Source organism: Halomonas sp. SS10-MC5, assembly GCF_015992245.1.
GTDB lineage: Bacteria > Pseudomonadota > Gammaproteobacteria > Pseudomonadales > Halomonadaceae > Halomonas > Halomonas sulfidoxydans.
On sequence record NZ_CP065435.1, the window covers coordinates 2,768,417 to 2,790,549 of the forward strand.

Annotated in this window: 20 protein-coding genes; 1 reads left to right on the forward strand and 19 read right to left on the reverse strand. The window is 67.1% G+C overall.

The window, feature by feature from the left end:
* Positions 1–49: 49 nt before the first annotated feature.
* The 19 genes from I4484_RS12895 to leuC all read right to left on the reverse strand — a co-directional run bounded on the left by I4484_RS12895 (position 50) and on the right by leuC (position 20,880).
* Entirely contained in the window at positions 50–520 is a 471-nt protein-coding gene (locus tag I4484_RS12895; protein ID WP_197447684.1) for a Spy/CpxP family protein refolding chaperone, read from the reverse strand.
* 82 nt (positions 521–602) lie between these two features.
* Positions 603–1,913 carry an MATE family efflux transporter gene (locus tag I4484_RS12900; protein ID WP_197451036.1) on the reverse strand — a complete coding sequence of 437 codons (1,311 nt, stop codon included), beginning with the start codon at positions 1,911–1,913 and terminating at the stop codon, positions 603–605.
* A 134-nt stretch (positions 1,914–2,047) separates the two neighbouring features.
* Complete coding sequence (locus I4484_RS12905) at positions 2,048–2,632, reverse strand: YceI family protein (RefSeq protein WP_197447685.1); 585 nt, start codon at positions 2,630–2,632, stop codon at positions 2,048–2,050.
* A 39-nt stretch (positions 2,633–2,671) separates the two neighbouring features.
* Positions 2,672–3,226 carry a cytochrome b gene (locus tag I4484_RS12910; RefSeq protein WP_197447686.1) on the reverse strand — a complete coding sequence of 185 codons (555 nt, stop codon included), beginning with the start codon at positions 3,224–3,226 and terminating at the stop codon, positions 2,672–2,674.
* Positions 3,227–3,367: 141 nt separating this feature from the next.
* Positions 3,368–4,564 carry an O-succinylhomoserine sulfhydrylase gene (locus tag I4484_RS12915; RefSeq protein ID WP_197447687.1) on the reverse strand — a complete coding sequence of 399 codons (1,197 nt, stop codon included), beginning with the start codon at positions 4,562–4,564 and terminating at the stop codon, positions 3,368–3,370.
* An 11-nt stretch (positions 4,565–4,575) separates the two neighbouring features.
* Positions 4,576–6,099, reverse strand: coding sequence for an amidophosphoribosyltransferase (gene purF, locus I4484_RS12920; protein WP_197447688.1), 1,524 nt, complete (start codon positions 6,097–6,099; stop codon positions 4,576–4,578).
* Positions 6,100–6,159: 60 nt separating this feature from the next.
* Positions 6,160–6,723, reverse strand: a complete 564-nt coding sequence (locus I4484_RS12925; protein ID WP_197447689.1) for a CvpA family protein — start codon at positions 6,721–6,723, stop codon at positions 6,160–6,162.
* A 4-nt stretch (positions 6,724–6,727) separates the two neighbouring features.
* Positions 6,728–7,438: an SPOR domain-containing protein gene (locus I4484_RS12930; protein ID WP_197447690.1), complete on the reverse strand. Its 711-nt coding sequence runs from the start codon at positions 7,436–7,438 to the stop codon at positions 6,728–6,730.
* A gap of 16 nt (positions 7,439–7,454) precedes the next feature.
* Entirely contained in the window at positions 7,455–8,741 is a 1,287-nt protein-coding gene (gene folC, locus I4484_RS12935) for a bifunctional tetrahydrofolate synthase/dihydrofolate synthase (RefSeq protein ID WP_197447691.1), read from the reverse strand.
* A gap of 9 nt (positions 8,742–8,750) precedes the next feature.
* Complete coding sequence (gene accD / locus I4484_RS12940) at positions 8,751–9,776, reverse strand: acetyl-CoA carboxylase, carboxyltransferase subunit beta (protein ID WP_197447692.1); 1,026 nt, start codon at positions 9,774–9,776, stop codon at positions 8,751–8,753.
* Between the two features lie 75 nt (positions 9,777–9,851).
* Positions 9,852–10,667, reverse strand: coding sequence for a tryptophan synthase subunit alpha (gene trpA / locus I4484_RS12945; protein ID WP_197451037.1), 816 nt, complete (start codon positions 10,665–10,667; stop codon positions 9,852–9,854).
* Positions 10,668–10,669: 2 nt separating this feature from the next.
* Positions 10,670–11,884: a tryptophan synthase subunit beta gene (gene trpB / locus I4484_RS12950; RefSeq protein WP_197447693.1), complete on the reverse strand. Its 1,215-nt coding sequence runs from the start codon at positions 11,882–11,884 to the stop codon at positions 10,670–10,672.
* Between the two features lie 63 nt (positions 11,885–11,947).
* Positions 11,948–12,586 (reverse strand): phosphoribosylanthranilate isomerase, encoded by a 639-nt coding sequence (locus I4484_RS12955; protein ID WP_197447694.1) that lies wholly within the window; start codon positions 12,584–12,586, stop codon positions 11,948–11,950.
* Positions 12,583–13,527, reverse strand: a complete 945-nt coding sequence (gene truA, locus I4484_RS12960; RefSeq protein WP_197447695.1) for a tRNA pseudouridine(38-40) synthase TruA — start codon at positions 13,525–13,527, stop codon at positions 12,583–12,585. Before truA ends, I4484_RS12955 begins: the two co-directional genes overlap by 4 nt.
* Positions 13,528–13,534: 7 nt before the next feature.
* On the reverse strand, positions 13,535–16,087 hold the full coding sequence (locus I4484_RS12965; protein ID WP_197447696.1) for a FimV/HubP family polar landmark protein: 2,553 nt from the start codon (positions 16,085–16,087) through the stop codon (positions 13,535–13,537).
* Between the two features lie 191 nt (positions 16,088–16,278).
* Complete coding sequence (gene asd / locus I4484_RS12970) at positions 16,279–17,391, reverse strand: aspartate-semialdehyde dehydrogenase (RefSeq protein WP_197447697.1); 1,113 nt, start codon at positions 17,389–17,391, stop codon at positions 16,279–16,281.
* A 102-nt stretch (positions 17,392–17,493) separates the two neighbouring features.
* Positions 17,494–18,573 (reverse strand): 3-isopropylmalate dehydrogenase, encoded by a 1,080-nt coding sequence (gene leuB, locus I4484_RS12975; protein WP_197447698.1) that lies wholly within the window; start codon positions 18,571–18,573, stop codon positions 17,494–17,496.
* A 204-nt stretch (positions 18,574–18,777) separates the two neighbouring features.
* Positions 18,778–19,431, reverse strand: a complete 654-nt coding sequence (gene leuD / locus I4484_RS12980) for a 3-isopropylmalate dehydratase small subunit (protein WP_197447699.1) — start codon at positions 19,429–19,431, stop codon at positions 18,778–18,780.
* A 3-nt stretch (positions 19,432–19,434) separates the two neighbouring features.
* Entirely contained in the window at positions 19,435–20,880 is a 1,446-nt protein-coding gene (gene leuC, locus I4484_RS12985) for a 3-isopropylmalate dehydratase large subunit (protein WP_197447700.1), read from the reverse strand.
* Positions 20,881–21,231: 351 nt separating this feature from the next.
* Between leuC and I4484_RS12990 the strand changes: the two genes are divergently transcribed.
* Positions 21,232–22,122 carry a LysR family transcriptional regulator gene (locus tag I4484_RS12990; protein WP_197447701.1) on the forward strand — a complete coding sequence of 297 codons (891 nt, stop codon included), beginning with the start codon at positions 21,232–21,234 and terminating at the stop codon, positions 22,120–22,122.
* The last annotated feature ends 11 nt before the right edge of the window (positions 22,123–22,133 follow it).

Sequence of the window (22,133 nt, forward strand, 5' to 3'; positions counted from 1 at the left end):
CACCCGAGGCCACAGCGACTCCCGCACGAGAGCCGCCGTGCAGGCAGCCTTACTCTGCAGGCTGGGCCGGCTGGCCCTGCTGCTGTTGCATCTGGTTCTGCAGGTCCTGCATCTGCTGCTGCTGCTGGGCAATCGCCTCGTCCAGCCGCTGCCGCTGCTCATCGGTGAACACCGACTCGATACGGGACTGCAACAGCACGGTTTCGGCGGTGATCTCCCCGGTCAGGTCGCCCAGGCGTGAAGCATCCTCACGAATGACATTCTCATCGTAGTCAGGACCAACATGATCGCCGAGGCGCGCCTGGAGGGCCTGGGCCTCCTGCTCCTTGGGTGCCAGCTGACGCTCGGCCTCGTCCAGCAGACCACGGATCTCCTGCTGCTGGTTCTCGTCCAGGTCGAGCAACTGATCGAGCTGGTCCACCTGGTCTCCCTGAGGCGGAGCCTGCATCTCCTGTGCCGCCACGACGCCAGTGATGCCCAGGGTGAGCACGATCGTTGTCAGAAACTTGGTGAGCTTCATCACTTACTCCATTCCATCAGAGTTGCTTTCATGACCCGTACGGTCGAGCCACTACGTCCTATCCCAGACAGCGCAACAGGCGTCAGGTTCGCTCACGCGGCAAAAGTTTCGACTCGACGCCTGCCTCGGCACTGCTGCGGGCCAGCATGTGGCGCATCAGCCGCCAGGCCAGCGTGCCCGCCACCACGTTACCGAAGGCCGCCCCCATGGCGAGCCCCGGCAGGCCAGCAAGCGACGATCCGAGCCAGAGGAACGGTAGGTAGCAGAGGAACAGCCTTGCGGTGGACATCAGCATGGCGCGCAGCGGCCAGCCCAGTGCGTTGCCGGCAGATACCACCAGCATGCAGACCCCGAGGGCGGCGTAGCTCGGCAGCAGGAACCGGACCAGCACCGTCAAATCGCTCCGCACGTCGGCGCTGCCCGCCAGGAGCTGAGAGACCCAGGGCGACAGCAGCGCCAGTCCCCCACCCAGCAGCAGCTGCCACCCGATGACGACCCTCAGCGCCAGGCGTATCAGCTGCCTGACCTGAGCCCAGTCACCGGCACCGTAGCAACGCCCCAGCCAGGGCGGGAGCGACATGGTCATCGCCAGCACCACGACCAACGCCAGCGTTTCGAGCCGGCTCGCCAGCCCCCATGCCGCCACTGCCGACTCCCCCAGGCCAGCTACCACCGAGACGGCAAGCATAGCCGCCAGCGGCGGCATCAGCTGGCTGACCATGGCCGGCCCGGCGATGCCGGCGAAAGCGCCAGCCGAGCCGGCCAGCTCGCGCCTGAGCCCGTGACGCGTCAGCCAGTCGCGCCGGCGCAGCCGATAGACGGCCAGCAGCAGCCCGCTGCCGAAGGCGATGGCCGTGGCCCAGGCCGCGCCGGGAAGACCAAGCCCTGCCCAGGGCCCGACGCCGAAGATGAACAGCGGGTCGAGCAGCAGATTGATCAGGCTCGTGACAACCATCAGCTTGCCGGGCAAACGCGTATCGCCGTGGGCGCGAAACAGGCTATAGACAAAGTAGAGGACCGCCCCCAGCCACGCCGCCAGCAGCTGCGGCGCCCAGTAGGCGCGGATCAGCGCACGTGCCGTCGCGTCGGCTCCCAGACGAGAGAAGATCGGCACCTGGGCCCACCACAGCACGAACACGAGCAGGGCGATGGTCACGCTACCCACTACCAGCACCAGCGAACCCAGGCGCCGGGCCCGTTCGACCTCGCCGGCCCCAAGCGCGCGCGAGATCAGTGCCGCTATGGCGATGCCGAGCCCTACCTGCACGCCGATGACGAGAAAGGTCAGCGGAAAGGTGAACGACTGCGCCGCCAGCGGTGCCGTACCCAGGCGGGCAACGAAAGCACTGTCCACCAGTTGGAAGCCCAGCAGCGCCAACACACCGATCGCCATCGGCCAGGTCTGGCGCCACAGGGTCAGCCCCAACGAGGGCGCGGTATTGTCACTTTGTGTCACGCACTCTCCCGTACAAAACGCGACACCCCCGGATCAGTCCGGGGGTGGCAGTGTCATGACGTTGAGCCAGGTTACTGGCGCACCCCCTCGAAGGTGACGTAGAGCTCGAGTTCGTGCATCGCTTCTGGGAAATCGCTCATGTCGATACCGAAGTCCGCCAGGGTCAGCATGGTGCTGCCCTCGAAGCCGGCGCGATAGCCGCCCCACGGGTCTTCGCCCTCGCCCATCAGGGTGACCGGCATCTCGATCTCGTGGGTCTCGCCGTGCAGGGTCAGGTCTCCGGTCAGCACGCCCTCGTCGTCACCGTTGGGCGTGAAGCCGGTGGAGACGAACGTGGCAGTCGGATACTCGCCGGCGTCCAGGAAATCGCTGCTGAGGAAATGCTTGTCACGCTCGGCATTGTTGGTGTTCAGGCTGTTTACCTGTACCTCCATTTCCACGCTGGAAGCCTCGAGATCCTCGGGGTCGTACTGGAAACGGCCCTCGAACTCCTCGAAGGAGCCGAGAATGTATGAGTAGCCCAGGTGATTGATCTTGAACTGGATGAAGGCATGCTGTCCCTCGGTATCCACCACGTATTCAGCGGCCGGTGCCGTACCGGCGGCGGCCAGGGAAACGGCGCCAAAGGCAGTAGCGAGTGCGGCTTTCTTGAACATCGAGTCTCTCCTTGGTTGAGCGCCCACAGGCGCTGGCGTTCAACGGCGACGCGTACGTGCCGGGTTCATCATGCGAATGAGAGTATCGTAGCGATCGAGGAAATGGTGCTTCAGTGCCGCCAAGGTATGGCCCGCCGCCAGCAGCATCAGCGCCACGGCACTGTACCAGTGGATCTCACCGGCAACGCTGGCCTGGTCGGGCAGGTGACTGACCAGCGCGGGCACCTCGAACCAGTCGAAGACACTGATGCCACGTCCGCGAGCGGTGGAGATCAGGTAGCCGCTGACCAGCACCGCCAGCATCAGCACATAGAGGGCGATATGACCCAGATGGGCGGCAAAGCGCTCTGTGCGGCTACCGTGGGCCGCGGGGACAGGCTGGAACAGGCGCCAAGTTACGCGCAGCAGCGTGACAAACAGCAGCAGCATACCGATGGAGCGGTGCCACCACGGAGCGCGATTGTACCAAGGGTCGTAGTAGCCCAGGTCCGTCATCCACCAGCCGAGCAGGAACAGGCCCACGATCGCCACGGCACTGGCCCAGTGGAAGAGGATGCTGACCAGGCCCCAGCCTGAGCGGGTGTTGCGCCACATCTCGTCGCTCCCGTTGCGCTGCGTGATCGATGGGAGGCAGCATACCGTAACGAATGCTCAGGATGCGCTGAAAAAACCGAACGTTACGTTCGTAAAAATTCCCTGTCGTTGTCACGGGGCGCCCTTCCACGCCCGGAACGCTCAGATCAACGCATCGAGGCCGCGCGCCAGGTCGCTGCGAATGTCCTCGAACGCCTCGAGCCCTACCGCCACGCGGATCAGGCCCTCGCCGATGCCGGCCGCCTCCTTCTGCGCTTCGGAGAGCCGACCGTGGGTAGTGGTGGCAGGATGGGTGATGGTGGTCTTGACGTCTCCCAGGTTGCCGGTGATCGATAGCATGCGGGTGGCATCGATAACCGACCAGGCCGCCTCGCGCCCGCCTCTCACCTCGAACCCCAGCACCGCACCAAAGCCGCCCTGCTGACGCCCGGCCAGCTCATGCTGCGGGTGGCCCGGCAAGCCGCTGTAGTGAACACGCGCCACTGCCGGATGCCCCTGCAGCCATTCGGCCAGGGCCTGGGCATTCTCGCAGTGGGCGCGCATGCGCAGGCCCAGCGTCTCGAGTCCCTTGGTGAAAATCCAGGCATTGAACGGGCTCAGGCACGGTCCGCAGGTACGCACCACGCCAAACACCTCCTCGAGTTCCTTGTCACGTCCTACCACGGCGCCGCCGATCGCACGACCCTGGCCGTCCAGGTATTTGGTGGCGGAGTGGATGACAAGGTCGGCCCCCAGCGCCAGTGGCTTCTGCAGTGCCGGCGTCAGGAAGCAGTTGTCGATGGCCAGCAGCGCGCCCGAGCGATGGGCAATGTCGGCGAGCGCTGCGATATCGACAATCTCGGAGAGCGGGTTGGAGGGGGTCTCGGCGAACAACAGGCGCGTTCGGGGCGTGAGCGCCGCCTCCCAAGCCGCCAGGTCGGAGAGTTCGACGTAGCGTGTGGTGATACCCAGCTTGCCGAAGTACTTGTCGAACAGGCTGACGGTGGAGCCGAACAGCGAGCGCGAGGCGACGATCTCATCGCCGGCCTGCAGCAGGGCGAGCACGGTCGCGAGTATCGCCGCCATGCCGGAACTCGTCGCCACGCAGCGCTCGCCCCCTTCGAGCGCCGCCAGGCGGCGCTCGAAGGTGTGCACCGTGGGGTTGGTGAAGCGCGAATAGACGTTGCCCGGCTCCTCCCCCTTGAACTTGCGTGCCGCCTCGGCGGCGCTGGCATAGACGAAGCTCGACGTGGGGAAGATCGGCTCGCCGTGCTCCTGTTCATGAGTGCGGTGATGTCCGGCACGAATCGCCAGGGTTTCCAGCGCCCAGCCGTCGTCGGGGAATGTCTCGTCATGCATGCTCGGCCACCTCAGTCGTCGATGTCATCTTCCTGATTGTGCATGCCCACCAGCGCGTGGGCACCGACGCTCTGCTGCTCCTTGGCAGCGTCGTTGCGCGAGGCCTCGAGGGCCGAGAGGTAGCCGTCGTCGATATCGCCGGTGATGTAGTTACCATCGAACACCGAGCAGTCGAACCGTTCGAGACCGGGGTTGACTTCGCGGCAGGCGGCCTTGAGGTCATCCAGATCCTGATAGAAGATGCGGTCGGCACCGATCAGCTCGCCGACCTCAGCCTCGCTTCGGCCATGCGCGATCAGCTCGGCGGCCGCCGGCATGTCGATACCGTAGACGTTAGGATAGCGCACCGGTGGCGCCGCCGAGGCGAAGTAGACCTTGTTCGCCCCCGCGTCGCGTGCCATCTGGATGATCTGCTTGCAGGTGGTGCCGCGAACGATGGAGTCGTCCACCAGCAGCACGTTCTTGCCCTTGAACTCGACGCCGATGGCATTGAGCTTCTGGCGCACCGATTTCTTGCGCTGGGTCTGCCCCGGCATGATGAAGGTACGGCCGATGTAGCGGTTCTTCATGAACCCTTCACGATAGGTCACCCCTAGGTGCTGGGCGAGCTCCAGCGCCGAGGTGCGCGAGGTATCGGGAATCGGGATCACCACGTCGATGTCGTGCTCCGGCCATTCGCTGCGGATGCGGTCACCGAGCTTGCGCCCCATCTGCATACGCGTGCCGTAGACGTAGGCGCCGTCGAGGATCGAGTCGGGGCGTGCCAGGTAGACGTGCTCGAAGATGCAGGGCGACAGCGTGGGCGCATCGGCGCACTGCTGGGTATGGAATTCGCCCTCCATGTCGACGAAGATCGCCTCCCCCGGCGCCAGGTCGCGGTGCAGTTCGAAGCCGCCGACATCGAGCGCCACCGACTCGGAGGCGATCATCACCTCCTGGCCCGTGCCTTCGTCGCGGGTGCCGAACACCACCGGGCGGATGCCGTTGGGGTCGCGGAAGGCGACCAGGCCGACACCGTTGATGATCGCCACCGCAGCGTAGCCGCCGCGGCAACGACGATGCACCCGCCGCACCGCGTCGAAGATGTCGCCGGGGGAAAGGTGCAGCCCCTGCTTGCCCAGCTCATGGGCGAAGACGTTGAGCAGCACCTCGGAATCCGAACTGGTATTGATGTGGCGCAGGTCGGAGGAGAACAGCTCTTGCTTGAGCTGGTCGGAGTTGGTCAGGTTGCCGTTGTGCGCCAGCGCAATGCCGTAGGGCGAATTGACGTAGAACGGCTGCGACTCGGCTTCGCTGGACGAGCCCGCGGTGGGGTAGCGCACATGGCCGATACCCAGGTTGCCCTGCAGCCTCGCCATATGGCGCGTGTGGAACACATCGCGTACCAGGCCGTTGCTCTTGCGCAGCAGAAAACGTCCTTCGCTCCAGGTCATCATGCCCGCAGCATCCTGGCCGCGATGCTGAAGCACCGTCAGGGCGTCGTAGATCGCCTGGTTAACGGTCTGCTTGGCCAGAAGGCCGACGATACCGCACATTCCACCTTACCTCGCTTGCAGGGGGCCGACCGCAGTCGGCTTGATAATAGCAGTAGTGACTTACTGGGCGCCGGGCTCGGAAGTGCCGGCATCGCGGCGCTCGGGCAGCGAGAGATTCCGCCAGCCCTCGGGCGCCTCGGGAACGCGCCCTTCCCAAGCCTCGAGCTGGCTCACGGCCCAGTCGCGCAATTGCTCGAAGGTGGGCCGCAGTTCTGCATTCTGCCATGCCTGCAGCTGCGCCAGCGGCGTCAGGCTGATCAGGATAGTGGCTACCACCAGTATGGCCGCTCCGCGGGTGACACCGAAACAGGCGCCGGCGACACGGTTGAAGAAGCCCATGCCGACCCACTCCACGGCGGCATGAACCATGCGGATGACGATGCCGCACAGCAGTACCACGCCAAGGATCACCAGCACGAAGGCCAGCACCAGCCGGCCGTCGGGGTTGTCGATCAGTCCCGAAAGCAGATCGGCCACCGGCTCGGCCAGCAGTCGAGCGGCCAACAGGGCGATGATCCACGCCGCCAGGCCCAGTCCCTCACGAACCAGACCGCGCATGAAACCGGCCAGGGTCGAGACGGCCAGAACGGCGAGAAAGCCCCAGTCGATCCAGGTCAACATCATGCGTTCAGTCTCTCACACGGACCAGCAAACCCTGCAGGTTGACCTGCTCCTTGATGGCACTCATGGCGCGTTCGCCGGAATCCGAGGATTCGAAGGGCCCCACGTAGACCGTGGTCATGCCGTTCTCGCGCCGCCGGCTGTAGACGGGGAACCCCTGCTCCTGCAGCTGCGTCTGGAGGCGCTCGGCGTTGCCCGACTCGCCAAAGCTGCCCACCTGCACGGCCCACTCGCCCTCCGACGAGGCGCTCACGGAGTCCTGGCGTTCGGGTTCGGGATTCGCGGCAGTGGACCGCTCGCCCTCCAGGCGTTCGGAGGCAGCCCGGGCCAGGTCGGCAATCGGATCCTGCCGAGGCGCCTCGGATGGTGGCGAGGCCTGCTCCGCAGCGCCGTTCGTCTCGCCCTGCTGCAAGGCCACGGCCGGTTCCGCCTCGACCCGTGCCGTATCGTCGGGCTCGGGCTCGACGTCTTGCAGTGGCGGCTGCGGTTCCACCAGCGAGGGATTCGTCTCGGGGGTGCGGATCTGTCCCAGGCTCGTCGGCGGCTGCGGGTCGGGCACGTTGCGCCGCTCCACCGGGACCGGCTGCTCGATGGTCAGCATCGGCTGGGGACGCTCGTCGCGGGGGGCCGGCTCATCGAACAGCATCGGCACGAAAATCACCGCCAGGGCAATCAGGATGATCGCACCGCTGATTCGTTCGCGCATTCCGTACTTCATCATCCCTCCTGCCCGGCTAAGCTGCCTGTGCCTGCTTCCACGCCAGTATGGCCGCTACCGTGAAGAAGGAGCCGCACACCAGCACGCGATCGTCGGGCGCCAGCCGCCCGGCCAGCCATGCCGCACCATCCTCGGGCGTCGGGGCCTGGTATGCGACATGTCCCGCTTGCCCCGCGATGCGCTCCGCCAGGTCCGCGGCGGTGCGTGCCCGCTCACCGGCCAGGGTCACGGCCACCCAGCCATCCGCCACGCCGGCGAGCGCGGCGACGACGCCATCGGCGTCCTTGTCACCCAGCATGCCGAGCAGCACCCAGGTTCGCCCGCGGCACGGCCGCTCTGCGAGACGGCCCGCCAGGTAGGCGGCGGCGTGCGGGTTGTGGCCCACGTCCAGGCACCACTGGCCCATCCACTGCATGCGGCCGGGCACCTGCAGGTCGCGCAGGGCCAGCCGGCAACTCACTTCGTCGAGTGCAATGCCGGCCGCGACCAAGGCCTGCAGCGCCGTCGCCGCATTGTCGAGCGGCAGCCCCGGGTCAGGCAAGTCCTCCACGCTTGGCGAGGCGTGATCGCCAACGGCTCCCTGCCAGCCGAAGCGGCCGACGGCACCGGGCGTCCAGCGAAACTCCTGCCCCAGCGCCAGGACCGGGGCGCCGCAAGCCTCGGCGCACTGGCGAACGCTGTCGGGGAGCTCGCTGCTGCCTAGGACGACGGGATGTCCGCCACGCATGATGCCGGCTTTCTCACGGCCGATTGCGTCGAGGTCGGTGCCGAGAAAGGCGGCATGGTCGAGGGCGATGGTGGTGATGACGGCGACGTCGGCATCGATCACGTTGACCGCATCGAGCCTGCCTCCCAGCCCGACCTCGAGAATGGCGAGGTCGGGGCGGCGGCGGGCAATGGCCCACAGCGCCGCCAGGGTCCCGGCCTCGAAGTAGGTCAGGCTGACGGGATCGTCGGCCAGGCGCGCCGTTTCCACGGCTTCGAAGCCGGAAATGAGCGTGACATCGTCCGCCTCGGCGCCATCGAGCCGCAGCCTTTCGTTGTAGCGCAGCAGGTGCGGCGAGGTGTAGGCGGCGGTGGTGAGGCCATGCGCCCTGGCCAGTGCCTCGATCATGGCGACGGTCGACCCCTTGCCGTTGGTGCCGGCGACGGTGATCACCCGCGTCGCCAGGCGCTGCTCCAGCAGTCCCATGCGGCGGGCCACCTCGGCCACTCGCTCGAGGCTGAGGTCGATGCCCACCGGGTGGATCCGCTCGAGGTAATCGAGCCAGGCGTCCAGCGTACGGGGTGACGGAGAGGTCATCACGGGCGATCAGCGCGGCGCATCGGAGCGATCGGCATCCGCGGAGGACGCCGATGGCGAAGCCTCTTCCGGTGCCTCGGGTTCGAAGGCGTCAATGACCTCGCCCTCCTCCGCCGCCGCACGCTCGGCCTCGTCGACCAGGTCCGGTTCCAGGGGCTCGGGAAGCTCCAGGCCCTGCGGAGGCTGGTGGGTGAGCTTGCGCAGCACGGCACCGAGACGGGCACGCATCTCGCTGCGGGTGACGATCATGTCCACCGTGCCATGCTCGAGCAGGAACTCGCTGCGCTGGAAGCCCTCCGGCAATTTCTCGCGCACGGTCTGCTCGATCACCCGCGGCCCGGCGAAGCCGATCAGCGCGTTGGGCTCGGCCACGTTGAGATCGCCGAGCATGGCCAATGATGCCGAGACGCCGCCGAACACCGGGTCGGTCAGCACCGAGATGTAGGGCACGCCGGCCACGCGCAGGCGTTCCAGCGCCGCCGAGGTCTTGGCCATCTGCATCAGCGAGAACAGCGCTTCCTGCATGCGCGCCCCGCCCGAAGCGGAGAAGCAGACGAAGGGAATGCGCTGCTCGAGCGCCAGGGTCGCGGCACGCACGAACTTCTCGCCCACCACGGCCCCCATGGAACCGCCCATGAAGGTGAACTCGAAGGCCACCACGACCACCGGCAGGCCGTCCAGGGTGCCACGCATGGCGACCAGCGCGTCCTTCTCGCCGGTCTCCTTCTGCGCCGCACCGAGGCGGTCCTTGTATTTCTTGGAGTCGCGGAACTTGAGGCGGTCCACCGGCTCCAGGTCGGCCGAAATCTCCTCCCGCCCCTCCTTGTCAAGGAACCAGTCGAGCCGCTTGCGCGCCGTCAGCCGCAGGTGGTGGTCGCACTTGGGGCAGACGTTGTGATGCTTTTCCAGTTCGGGAAGATAGAGTACCGCCTCGCATTTCGGGCACTTGCGCCACAGGCCGTCGGGCACGCTGGCCCGCCGGTCCTTGCGCTGAATCCGCCCCATCGAGGGAACAATCTTGTCGAGCCAGCTCATGTCAGAAAGGCTTCCGTATGCTGTTGCGCCCGGCTGTACCGGGCGTCATGAATCGAATCTCGGGCAAGGGCAAGCTCAGCGAGCGGGCAGCGCATCCAGGGCGCGGCGCATCTCCCCGAGTACCGCCTGGAGCTCGCCGGCAATCGCTTCGGGCCGCTCGGCGTTGTCGGCAATGCGACTGACCAGGGCGCTGCCGACGATGACGCCATCGGCGACCTTGCCGACCTCGGCGGCCGAGGCGCCGTCGCGGATGCCGAAGCCGACGCACAGCGGCAGCTCGGTCAGTTCACGCAGTGGCGCCAGATGTTGGGCCACGTCCTCGGCATTGAGCGTGGCCGCCCCGGTCACGCCCTTGAGCGCGACATAGTAGAGGTAGCCCTCGCCATGGGCGCATATTGTAGCGGCCCGCTCCCGCGAAGTGGTAGGGGCAACGAGAAAGATAGAGGCCAGGCCGTGCTGCTTGAGCAGCGGGCCGAACTCGTCGGCCTCTTCGGGGGGCATGTCCACGGTCAGCACGCCGTCGATGCCGGCGGCCGCGGCCTGCTCGGCGAAGGCTTCGAGACCGATGCGCTCGACGGGGTTGAGATAGCCCATCAGCACGATCGGGGTCTGCTCGTCACGCTGGCGGAATTCGCGCACCATCTCGAACAGATGGGTGAGCCGTACGCCGTGCTCGAGGGCACGCTCACAGGCCTTCTGAATCACTGGCCCATCGGCCATGGGGTCGGAGAACGGCACTCCCAGCTCGAGCACGTCGGCGCCCGCCTCCACCATGGCATGCATGAACCCAACGGTATGCTGCGGCGCGGGGTCGCCGGCGGTGATGTAGGGGATCAGCGCGCGGCGCCCCTGGGCCTTGAGCTCGGCAAAGCGTCTGTCGATTCGATTCATCATCAGAACTCCAGCCCGTCGATCTTGGCGACCGTCATGATGTCCTTGTCGCCGCGGCCGGAAAGGTTGACCACGATGTTTTGATCGGGTCGCAGGGTCGGCGCCAGCACCTTGGCATACGCCAGGGCATGGGCCGACTCCAGCGCCGGCATGATGCCTTCCACCCGGGTCAGCTCGCGGAACGCCTCGAGCACGGCGTCGTCGTTGGCCGCCACGTACTGCACACGGCCCACATCCTTCCACAGCGCATGCTCGGGGCCCACGCCCGGATAGTCGAGACCCGCCGAGATCGAATGCGTGTCCGAGACCTGGCCGCCCTCGTCGGACATCAAGTAGGTACGGTTGCCGTGCAACACGCCGCGCGGCGCGTTGGACGCCAGCGGGGCGGCATGGCGCCCGGTGTCAACGCCGTCGCCTCCTGCCTCGACGCCGTACATGGCGACCTCGTCATCTTCGACGAAGGGGTAGAACAGGCCCATGGCGTTGGAGCCGCCCCCTACGCAGGCGATCAGCGCATCGGGCAACTTGCCGAACTCTTCCAGCGACTGGCGGCGCGCCTCGCGGCCGACCACGGCGTTGAAGTCGCGCACCAGCATGGGATAGGGGTGCGGCCCGGCCACGGTGCCGATGATGTAGAAGGTGTCGTCGACGTTGGTCACCCAGTCGCGCAGCGCCTCGTTCATGGCATCCTTGAGTGTGCGGGTGCCGGACTCCACCGGGATCACGTTGGCCCCGAGCAGGCGCATGCGGTAGACGTTGAGCTTCTGGCGCTGAACGTCCTCGGCACCCATGTAGACCTCGCACTTCAGCCCCAGGCGCGCCGCGACGGTGGCCGTGGCCACGCCGTGCTGGCCGGCGCCGGTCTCGGCGATCACCCGCGGCTTGCCGCTCATCTTGGCCAGCAGCGCCTGGCCGATGGTGTTGTTCACCTTGTGCGCGCCGGTATGGTTGAGGTCTTCGCGCTTGAGCCAGATCCGTGCCCCGCCGAGCTGCTGCGACCATCGCTCCGCATGGTAGAGCGGAGAAGGACGGCCCACGTAATGGGCCAGGTCATAGTCGAATTCGGCCTGGAAGTCCGGATCGTCGCGAAGACGCAGGTAGGTCTTCTCCAGATCGTCCAGGGCGAAGCTCAGGGTCTCCGAGACGAACCGGCCGCCATAGGGGCCGAAGTGGCCGCGGGCGTCCGGCAGTCGGGTCAGGTCACTGAACTTGCTCACTAAAGACACCTCATAGGGTCGCCACAAGGGACAGGGATTGAGTCGGGCTTGGGCAGGGAGCCATCATGCCGGGCGCTTGCGATCCGCCTCGGCCACCGCCGCGGCGAACGCCGACAGCTGGCCGGGATCCTTGACACCGGGTTCGGCTTCCACTCCGCCGGAAACGTCCACCGCGAAGGGGCGCACGCGCTCGATGGCGCCGGCCACGTTGTCCGGGGTCAGCCCACCCGCGAGAATAACAGGTTTTGCCAGGCTTGCGGGGATTCGCGACCAGTCGAAGGTCTCGCCGGTACCGCCCGGCACCCCCGGGCGATAGGCATCCAGCAGCAGCGCCTGGGCGCCATCGTAGGCCGCGGCGGCGGCGTGCAGATCGAGATCGTCACGCATGCGCAGCGCCTTGATCCATGGACGGCCGAACTGCGCGCAAAAGGACGGCGTCTCATCACCATGGAACTGCAGCAGGTCGAGGTGACGGCTGGCCCTCTGGACGAACTCCGGCGAGGCATCGACGAACAATCCCACCCGCGTGACGAAGGCCGGCACCTGGGCTGCCAATGCGGCAAGACGCGCCTCGTCGACGCAGCGCTTGCTGCCCGGCCACAGCACGAACCCCAACGCATCGGCACCGGCGGCCACGGCATCGGCCACGTCCCGTTCGCGGGTCAGGCCACAGAATTTGATGCGAGTGCGGGATGGCGTCATGACTTCCCCTCCTCCACCTCGGGTACACCGCTCGTCGACTCGGCGACGGGTCGGCCTCGGCGAAATTCGACCATGGGGCATGCCGGCAGTTCGCGCTCGCCGGTCCACTCGCCCAGGAAGGCCAGCAGGTTCGGACCCAGCGGCTCGCGCGGCAGGCCCCAGGTCTCATCGTAGAGGGAGTCGACGAAGTGTAGACCGCAGGCCGGCGCGGTGACGTCGGAGAGCGTACGGTCCTTCAGCGCCAGCAGCCCGGCCAGGTAGTCGTCGCCCCGCTCGCCGCGCCCCACGGTGACCAGGGCGCCGACGATGTTGCGGATCATGTGATGCAGGAAGGCATTGCCCTGCACGTCGATCACCACCAGCGGCCCGTGCCGATGCACCTCGATGAAGTGCAGGTGGCGCCAGGGCGTCTTCGATTGGCAGCCCGCCGCGCGGAAGCTGGAGAAGTCGTGCTCGCCGACCAGCGCCTGGGCCGCACGATGCATGGCATCGGCATCGAGCGGATCGCGACACCAGGTGACGTTGGCGCGCTCCAGGACCGGTCGGCTCGGCTGGTTGAGGATGACGTAACGGTAGCGACGCGCCAGCGCCTTGAAGCGGGCGTGGAAATCCTCGGGCACCTCGCACACCCAGCGCACCGCGACATCGCGCGCCAGGTTGGCGTTGACGCCGAAGACCCAGGCCTTCTGCGAACGGGGCGCGGGCGCGTCGAAGTGGACGATCTGGCGCGTGGCGTGCACGCCGGAATCGGTGCGCCCACTGGCATGGACGGTCACCGGCCGGCTTGCCACCTTGGCGAGCGCCCGTTCCAGCTCGGCCTGGACCGAGGGGGCATGCTTGAGGCGTTGCCAGCCACAGTAGGCGCTGCCGTCGTATTCCACCCCCAGGGCCAGGCGGCCGCTCAGGGGGTGGCGATCGTCAAGAGGTCGAAACAGGGTCATGCCGCCATCAGAGTCGGTAGTGAGTGAACAGATCCTGGGCCTCGCTGCGCACCTGCGGATCGCTGGCGTCCTTCAACAGCCGCTGAAGCAGCGGACGGGCCCGCTCCGCGTCACCGCTCTCGAGCAGGTGACGGGCCCGCTGCAGATCGTCACGTCCGCCGGCCTCGCCCAGGACGACACCATTATCGCGGTCCAGCGGCGGGAAGGCCACCTCCTCCACCTCCCATTCGGCTTCGCCGGCCTCCCCGAGAGCCGCGTCCATCCGCGGGAATTCGACGCTGGGCTGCATCGGCGTCTCTTCGCGCGACGGCGGGTCCGGGTCCAGCGCGGGAGGCTGGTAGTCGATCGTGCGCCACTCCAACGATTCACCGCGCTCATCCGCCGGGGTGGGCCCCTTGCCATCGCCTGGCGGTGCCTCGTCATCGGGCGAGCTTGGCGTTACGCCCGGCTCCTCGGCCCGCAGTGGCTCTGCCTGTGCCGACGATGCATCCTCGCGCCCGGCCAGCTCGCTGCGGGGGGCGTCGAGCGGCTCCCGCTCGGCCGGCAACGGCGGTTCCTGCCGCCCCACTGCGGGCGCCAGCGACTCACTCCCCGCGGCGGCGGCGGTGCGCGGCGGCTCGGCCCTGTTCGCAAGGGAATCGGGATCGGGCGCAGCGGGCTGAAGCTTGGCCAGCAACCGCCCCGCTTCGGCCACCAGGGCGGAGTCGCCGGTCTCGGCCAACCGCTGAGCCTCGCGCTCGGCCGCCTGCCGGTCACCCTGCTCCACGTGAACGTTGAGCAGTTTCAGGCGCAGGTCATGGCGCTCGGGTTCACGGGCCAGGCCCGCCTCCAGCATCTCCCTGGCCTGATCGTAGCGCCCATAGGCCATGAAGATATCCGCTTCGCTGATCGCTTCGGCCTGGGGCATGGTGGCGCGAGGCAGCTCTTCCCGATGAGTCTCTGGCTCATCCAGGCTCATGCCCGCCGCGGCGAGCGGGGCCGGACCGGCGGCGGCCCCTGGCGGCACCGCGACGTGGTCGGAGGGAGGCATGCCGTGGACCATGTTGGGCATTGCGCTACCTCCCGACGCGGGGACGGCGTCGCGGCGCTGGCGGCGGCGCACCCACAGCCAGAGCCCCAGCAGAGCCGCCAGCCCGGCGCCGCCCAACAGCAGGTTGCGGTCGACATCGACCGGATATGCCGCCCCCCACCAGGGCGACTCGCCCGGCTCGTCCTTCTCGGCCTGTACTACCGCCCCGCCGCTGCCAACCTGCACTGCAGCCTGGTTACTGGCCAGCAGCGCCGCCAACTGCTCGCGCATGGCCTCGACCTCGTCGCGCAAATTACCAAGCTCGTGCTGCAGGGCGTCGCGCTCGGTCTGTACCGCTTCCAGCGCCGCGCGGCTCTCCTGCCAGCGCCGCTCGAGCAGCGCGAAGCGCGGGTCGTCCTGTGCCAAGGCCAGCTCGCCAGCCCCCAGCGTTGCCAACACGTCGGCATCGAGCCAGCCTTCGGCGCGCCCGCCCTCCTCACCGGCGTTCGCTGCCGCCCGGTCGCGCTCCACGGCAGCGCCCATGGCGGACTCGGCGGCCAGCTCCTCGTCGCTGAGCAGGGTCAGGCGCGGCGCGGGAAGGGCCGCCTCGGCAGCCATGCCCTGCTCGCTCGCTGTCGATTCGCCCGGCGTGCCGGAAGGCTCGGCGATCGCCTGCGCAACGGACATCGCGGCAGCCTCGAGCTCGCCGACCGCCGCTACCCGAGCCCCCAGGGGGACGCGAGCCGGCGCACCGTTGCCGCGACTTGCCCAGGCCTGGTTCATGGCCTGCACCATCTGGGAAGCCTCTTGTGCGGAGCGCGCCGCAATGGCCTCCCGGGACGGCACGGTCAGCGTGTAGCCGGCCCGCATGGCGTTGATGTTGCCTGACGGGAACGCATCGGGATTGGCCTCGACCAGCGCCACCATCATCTGGTCCATGCTGACCCCGGCATCGGGACGCAGCCTGCTGGCCACCGACCAGAGGGTATCGCCACTGCCGACCCAGGCGCGTTCTTCCGCGCTGTTCCGCTCTCCTGCCGGTGCAGCGGATAAGCCTGAGGCGTCGGGCTCGGCATCGGCCACCTGCGCTTCGGCGGCGGATCGTGCCGCGGGGACAGGCTGACGACTCGAGCCGCTCACCAGTACCGGCATGCGATCGTAATCGGGAGGGTCGAGCAGCAGCGTCACCTCGCGCAGTTGGCGCCCTGACGGCCAATCGAAGCGCAGCAGCAAGTCCATCCAGGGCTCCCGCACCGCCCTTTCGCTCGAGAGACTCACGACCCACTGGCCCTGACGCACTTCCACGTCGGCCCGCACGCTGGCCGCCAGCGGCGTGCGCGAGAGGCCCGCAGATTCGAACTCCCGGGCCCCGGCCACGCTGACACGCAGCCGCTCGGGATCGAGCCCGTCCGTATCGGTGAGCGGAATGACGGCACGCAGCGGTGCATTGAGCGGGGAACGCACCTGAGCCTCCCCCACGCCCAGCGCCAGCGCCTGTGGGCCAGCGGCCGACAGTGCCAGCAGCATGGCGTATGTCAACTTGCGTTTCATGGAGCTCCCTTGCCTTGCTCGCTTGCCTGATAAGGCGTCCGGTTCTATTGAAGCCACGCTTCAGACCGCTGATGAATATGTACCATATCCCTGTACGCCCTGCTTCCACGCCAGCCAAGGCCAATCTCAGCCCCACGCAAAACGGGGCATCTCCCGCAGGAGATGCCCCGTCAACGGCACTGCAACGAGAATTACTGCTCGCGCAAGATCTTCAACATGCGCTTGAGCGGTTCGGCGGCACCCCACAGCAGCTGGTCGCCGACGGTGAAGGCCGAGAGATATTCGCCGCCCATGTTCATCTTGCGCAGGCGGCCCACCGGAACGTTCAGGGTACCGGTGACGGCAGCCGGCGTCAGCCCGGCAATGGTGGCTTCCTTGTCGTTCGGAATCACCTTGACCCACTCGTTGTGCTTGGCGATGCGCTCCTCGATTTCATCTATCGGCACATCTTTCTTCAACTTGATGGTGAAAGCCTGGCTGTGCGAGCGCATGGCGCCGATGCGTACGCACAGGCCATCGATCGGGACCGGGTTGGACTGCAGGCCGAGGATCTTGTTGCTCTCGACGCTACCCTTCCACTCCTCGCGGCTCTGGCCGTTGTCGAGCTTGGTGTCGATCCACGGCAGCAGGCTACCGGCCAGCGGCGCGGTGAAGTTCTCGATCGGAAAGTCCTGCCCCTTCATGGCCGCCGCCACCTTGCGGTCGATGTCGAGGATCGCACTGGAGGGGTTGTCGAGCTCGCTCTGGACCACGTCGCGCAGCGCGCCCATCTGGTTGAGCAGCTCGCGCATGTGCTTGGCGCCGGAACCGGAGGCGGCCTGATAGGTCATGGAGGTCATCCATTCGATCAGGTCGGCCTCGAACAGCCCTCCCAGGCCCATCAGCATCAGGCTGACGGTGCAGTTGCCGCCGACGAAGGTCCTGGCGCCTCGGGCCAGCTGGGCGTCGATGACGTGACGGTTGACCGGATCGAGCACGATGGTCGCCTCGTCCTCCATGCGCAGGGTGCTCGCGGCATCGATCCAGTAGCCCTTCCAGCCACTGCCGCGCAGATCGCCGTAGACCTGCTTGGTGTAGTCGCCGCCCTGGCAGGTGATGACCACGTCGAGCGCCTTGAGCGCCTCGATGTCGGTGGCATCCTTCAGCGGAGGCACGTCCACGCCGATGTCGGGGCCGGGCTGACCGACCTGGGAGGTGGTGAAGAAGATCGGCTCGATGCCGTCGAAGTCCCCATCCTCCTGCATGCGCTGCATGAGCACGGAGCCCACCATGCCACGCCATCCGACGAAACCGACTTTCAACATGTGAAGTCCTCCTGGAAAGAATGAGGCCAATAGTATACACGACCCGGGCCCACCTCGCAGGCGAGCCCGGGCCAGGATAACGGCAATGGTATGCGGTGGCGTTCAGGCGGCCTCGAAGGCTGCCAGCACCGCGTCGCCCATTTCGCTCGTCGATACGGTGCGCGTGCCCTCGGAGGCAATATCCGCGGTCCGCAGGCCGTCGTCCAGCACTTTCCCGACGGCATTTTCGATGCGAGCCGCCAGCTCGGGCTCGGAGAGCGAATAGCGCAGCATCATCGCCACCGAGAGGATGGTCGCCAGCGGGTTGGCAATGCCCTTGCCGGCGATGTCCGGCGCGCTGCCGTGGCAGGGCTCGTACATGCCCTGCCCGCTCTCGTTGAGCGAGGCCGAGGGCAGCATGCCGATGGAGCCGGTGAGCATGGCGGCGGCATCGGAGAGGATGTCGCCGAACATGTTGCCGGTGACCATCACGTCGAACTGCTTGGGCGCGCGCACCAGTTGCATGGCGGCGTTGTCGACGTACATGTGCGAGAGCTCGACGTCGGGGTACTCCGGCGCCAGCCGTTCCATCACCTCGCGCCACAGGATGGTGACCTCGAGCACGTTGGCCTTGTCGACGCTGCACAGGCGCTTTCCGCGCTTCTGCGCCAACTCGAAGGCGACCCGGCCGATGCGCTCGATCTCGCTCTCGGAATAGACATAGGTGTTGAAGCCGACCCGTTGGCCGTCGCGCACCTCGATGCCGCGGGGCTGGCCGAAGTAGATGCCGCCGGTCAGCTCGCGCACGATCATGATGTCCAGCCCCGCCACCAGCTCGGGCTTGAGGCTGGAGGCGCTGGCCAGCTGCGGGTAGGTGATGGCCGGGCGCAGGTTGGCGAACAGGCCGAGGTTCTTGCGCAGGCCGAGCAGGCCCTTCTCGGGGCGCTTGGCCAGGTCCTCGAGCTTGTCCCACTTGGGACCGCCCACGGCGCCGAGCAGGATGGCGTCGGCGGCCTTGGCCTTGTCCAGGGTCACGGCGGGCAGCGGCTCGCCGTGCTCGTCGTAGGCGCTACCGCCGACCAGCGCCTCCTCCACCTCGACGTCGAGGCCTTGGGCTTGGCAGCTAGCCAGGATGCGGCTCGCCTGGGCGGTGATCTCGGGTCCGATGCCGTCACCCGGCAGTACCAGAATCTTGCGTGTCATCATTGTTTCCTTGGTTGACTACCGCCGTCGCAAGCGGGGCGCCGGGGGCAGGCCGAAGAGGAGGTCTTTTGCCATGGATGGCAAAAGTAGCGCCCAGGGATGGGTTCACAGCGCCTCCTCGCAGGCCTGCCGCCGGATCAGCCCCGCGGGGCGCCGAGGGCAAGCCGGATCAGCCCCGCATTTCCGACGGTAGAGCTGGAAGTGTCAGGCCTGAGCGCTATCGCGGAACAGCCACGGCCGCTCGGCACGGTGGCGCTGTTCGAAGGCACGAATGGCATCCTCGTCCTGCAGGGTGATGCCGATATCGTCGAGCCCCTCGAGCAGGCAGTGCTTGCGGAAGGCGTCGACCTCGAACTCGAGAATCTCACCCGCAGGGGTGATCACCCGCAGGTTCTCGAGGTCAACGTCGAGGCGATAGCCTTCGCTGGCCTCCACCTCGCGGAACAGTCGGTCGATAACGTCCTCCGGCAAAGTGATCAGCAGCAGGCCGTTCTTGAAGGCGTTGTTATAGAAGATATCGGCGAAGCTCGGCGCGATCACCACGCGAAAGCCGAAGTCCTCCAGCGCCCAGGGGGCATGCTCGCGGGAGCTGCCGCAGCCGAAGTTGCGCCGCGCGAGCAGCACGCTCGCGCCCTGATAGCGCGGCTGGTTGAGCACGAAATCCGGGTTGAGCGGACGCTGGGAAACGTCCTGACCGGGCTGCCCCTCGTCGAGGTAGCGCAGCTCGTCGAACAGGTTGACGCCGAAGCCGGTGCGCTTGATCGACTTCAGGAACTGCTTGGGAATGATCAGGTCGGTATCGACGTTGGCCCGGTCGAGCGGTGCGACGAGCCCTTCGGTGCGTTCGAATTTCCTCATGGCTCAGGCCTCCTCTGCAACGGGCTGGGCGTCGAGACGACGCACATCGACGAAGTGGCCGGCGATGGCGGCGGCGGCGGCCATGGCCGGGCTGACCAGGTGGGTGCGGCCGCCATAGCCCTGGCGACCCTCGAAGTTGCGGTTCGAGGTGGAGGCGCAGTGCTCGCCGGCGCCGAGCTTGTCGGCATTCATTGCCAGGCACATGGAGCAGCCCGGCTCGCGCCACTCGAAGCCCGCCTCGATGAAGATCTTGTCGAGCCCCTCGGCTTCGGCCTGGCGCTTCACCAGGCCGGAGCCCGGCACCACCATGGCGAGCTTGATCGAGTCGGCCACCTTCTTGCCGCGCGCCACCTTGGCCGCCTCGCGCAGGTCCTCGATGCGCGAGTTGGTGCACGAGCCGATGAACACCTTGTCGAGCTTGATCTCGGTGATCTTCTGCTTGGGCGCGAGCCCCATGTACTCCAGTGCACGGGTGTAGCCGCGCTTGACGGTCTCATCGTTCTGCTCGGCCGGGTCGGGCACTTCGCCGGAGATACCGGTGACCATTTCGGGGCTGGTGCCCCAGCTCACCTGGGGCTCGATCTCGGCGGCATCCAACGTGACCACCTTGTCGAACCGGGCGTCCGCATCGGAGACCAGGTTGCGCCAGTCCGCCACGGCGGCCTGCCACTGCTCGCCCCTGGGGGCGAAGGGGCGCTCGGCGAGGTACTCGATCGTGGTGTCGTCCACCGCGATCAGGCCGACCCGGGCGCCGGCCTCGATGGCCATGTTGCACACCGTCATGCGCCCCTCCATGGAGAGGTCGCGAATGGCGCTGCCGGCGAACTCGATGGCGTAGCCGGTGCCTCCGGCGGTGCCGATCCTGCCGATGATGGCCAGCACCACGTCCTTGGCGGTGACGCCGGTGCCGAGCTTGCCCTCGACGCGCACCTGCATGTTCTTCATCTTCTGCGCCAGCAGGCACTGGGTGGCGAGCACGTGCTCCACCTCGGAGGTGCCAATGCCGTGGGCCAGCGCGGCGAAGGCGCCGTGGGTAGCGGTGTGGGAGTCGCCGCAGACAACGGTCATGCCCGGCAGAGTGGCGCCCTGCTCCGGCCCCACCACGTGCACGATGCCCTGGCGCGGGTCGTTGATCTTGAACTCTTCGATGCCGAACTCGACGCAGTTGTCGTCAAGCGTCTGCACCTGGATCAACGACACCGGATCCTTGATGCCGGCGTTGCCCTCGGCACGCTCCTTCAGCGTGGTCGGCACGTTATGGTCCGGCGTGGCCAGGTTGGCGTCGAGACGCCACGGCTTGCGCCCGGCCAGACGCAGCCCCTCGAAGGCCTGAGGCGAGGTCACTTCGTGCAGCAGCTGGCGGTCGATGTAGATCAGTGCGGTGCCGTCGTCGCGCTCCTTCACCAGGTGCTGCGACCACAGCTTGTCGTAAAGCGTCTGGCCTGCCATATCGTTCTCCGGGGCTCTGTGGCCCTTTGCCTGTCCGGTCTAGGGAAAGACTCCCCAAGGTTCGCCGATCTCGTACGTATTGCCTCAAAGGGCCATTGCAGCAGAACTTGCCGAGGGGCGCCGGGGACAGGTCGGAGAGGAGGTCTTTTGCCATGGATGGCAAAAGTAGCGCCCAGGGATGGGTTCACAGCGCCTCCTCGAAGACCTTGTCGCCGGCAAAGCCCCGACATGCCAAGGCTACCCCTTTCCTGCATTGCCATGGCCGAGTGATTGCAGTCTTGCGCGGCTCGCCCATAAAAGCAATTCATGTTATTTATTCATTGGATTCCCAACAGGAATACAAGCGATAGGATGGACACCCAAAGCCTGCAAGCCTTCCTCGCCGTGGCCGACAGCGGCAGCTTCTCCCGCGCCGGCGAGCACCTGCACCTGACCCAGCCGGCGGTCTCCAAGCGCATCGCCACCTTGGAAGACCAGATCGGCGCGCGGCTGTTCGACCGCATCGGCCGCCGCGTCACCCTCACCGAGGCGGGCCGGGTGCTGCTGCCCCGCGCCCGGCAAATTCTCGTCATGGTGGACGACAGCCGCCGCGCGCTGACCAATCTCGAAGGCCAGGTGGCCGGCAGCCTGACGCTCGCCACCAGCCATCATATCGGCCTGCATCGCCTGCCGCCCCTGTTGAAAGCTTACACCCAGGCACACCCCGGGGTGCGTCTGGACCTGCGCTTTCTCGACTCGGAGCTGGCCTATCAGGGGGTACTGGACGGCGAGCTGGAAACGGCCGTGGTCACCCTGGCTCCGCACCCCGACCCGCAGCTCGAGGTGGTCCCGGTATGGGAGGACCGGATGTGCTTCGTCTGTGGCCTCGATCATCCACTGGCGACACGCGGCCGGCTCACGCTGCACGAGCTGTGCGCCTTCGATGCCGTGCTGCCCGGTCCCATGACCTTCACCCGCACGTTGATCGAATCGCGCTTTGCCGCTGCCGGCCTCGAGCTGCCGGTAGCCCTCTCCACCAACTATCTCGAAACCCTCAAGATGATGACCGCCATCGGCCTGGGCTGGAGCCTGCTGCCGGAGCGAATGGTGGTAGGCGAGCTCCACGAACTCGACGTGGAGCATCCGACCATCACCCGCTCTCTGGGTTATCTGGTGCACCGCAGCCGTACGCTTTCGAATGCCGCGCGGGCGATGCTCTCCCTGCTGGAGGAGGCGCGTGACGCAACGAGTCGCAGGAGTTAGGAAGAAATTGT

Excerpts from the sequence above, each read along its gene's own strand:
- I4484_RS12895 (WP_197447684.1), bottom strand. The coding sequence starts at position 520 with ATGAAGCTCACCAAGTTTCTGACAACGATCGTGCTCACCCTGGGCATC.
- I4484_RS12900 (WP_197451036.1), bottom strand. The coding sequence starts at position 1,913 with ATGGCGATCGGTGTGTTGGCGCTGCTGGGCTTCCAACTGGTGGACAGT.
- I4484_RS12905 (WP_197447685.1), bottom strand. The coding sequence starts at position 2,632 with ATGTTCAAGAAAGCCGCACTCGCTACTGCCTTTGGCGCCGTTTCCCTG.
- I4484_RS12910 (WP_197447686.1), bottom strand. The coding sequence starts at position 3,226 with ATGTGGCGCAACACCCGCTCAGGCTGGGGCCTGGTCAGCATCCTCTTC.
- I4484_RS12915 (WP_197447687.1), bottom strand. The coding sequence starts at position 4,564 with ATGCATGACGAGACATTCCCCGACGACGGCTGGGCGCTGGAAACCCTG.
- purF (WP_197447688.1), bottom strand. The coding sequence starts at position 6,099 with ATGTGCGGTATCGTCGGCCTTCTGGCCAAGCAGACCGTTAACCAGGCG.
- I4484_RS12925 (WP_197447689.1), bottom strand. The coding sequence starts at position 6,723 with ATGATGTTGACCTGGATCGACTGGGGCTTTCTCGCCGTTCTGGCCGTC.
- I4484_RS12930 (WP_197447690.1), bottom strand. The coding sequence starts at position 7,438 with ATGAAGTACGGAATGCGCGAACGAATCAGCGGTGCGATCATCCTGATT.
- folC (WP_197447691.1), bottom strand. The coding sequence starts at position 8,741 with ATGACCTCTCCGTCACCCCGTACGCTGGACGCCTGGCTCGATTACCTC.
- accD (WP_197447692.1), bottom strand. The coding sequence starts at position 9,776 with ATGAGCTGGCTCGACAAGATTGTTCCCTCGATGGGGCGGATTCAGCGC.
- trpA (WP_197451037.1), bottom strand. The coding sequence starts at position 10,667 with ATGAATCGAATCGACAGACGCTTTGCCGAGCTCAAGGCCCAGGGGCGC.
- I4484_RS12955 (WP_197447694.1), bottom strand. The coding sequence starts at position 12,586 with ATGACGCCATCCCGCACTCGCATCAAATTCTGTGGCCTGACCCGCGAA.
- truA (WP_197447695.1), bottom strand. The coding sequence starts at position 13,527 with ATGACCCTGTTTCGACCTCTTGACGATCGCCACCCCCTGAGCGGCCGC.
- I4484_RS12965 (WP_197447696.1), bottom strand. The coding sequence starts at position 16,087 with ATGAAACGCAAGTTGACATACGCCATGCTGCTGGCACTGTCGGCCGCT.
- asd (WP_197447697.1), bottom strand. The coding sequence starts at position 17,391 with ATGTTGAAAGTCGGTTTCGTCGGATGGCGTGGCATGGTGGGCTCCGTG.
- leuB (WP_197447698.1), bottom strand. The coding sequence starts at position 18,573 with ATGACACGCAAGATTCTGGTACTGCCGGGTGACGGCATCGGACCCGAG.
- leuD (WP_197447699.1), bottom strand. The coding sequence starts at position 19,431 with ATGAGGAAATTCGAACGCACCGAAGGGCTCGTCGCACCGCTCGACCGG.
- leuC (WP_197447700.1), bottom strand. The coding sequence starts at position 20,880 with ATGGCAGGCCAGACGCTTTACGACAAGCTGTGGTCGCAGCACCTGGTG.
- I4484_RS12990 (WP_197447701.1), top strand. The coding sequence starts at position 21,232 with ATGGACACCCAAAGCCTGCAAGCCTTCCTCGCCGTGGCCGACAGCGGC.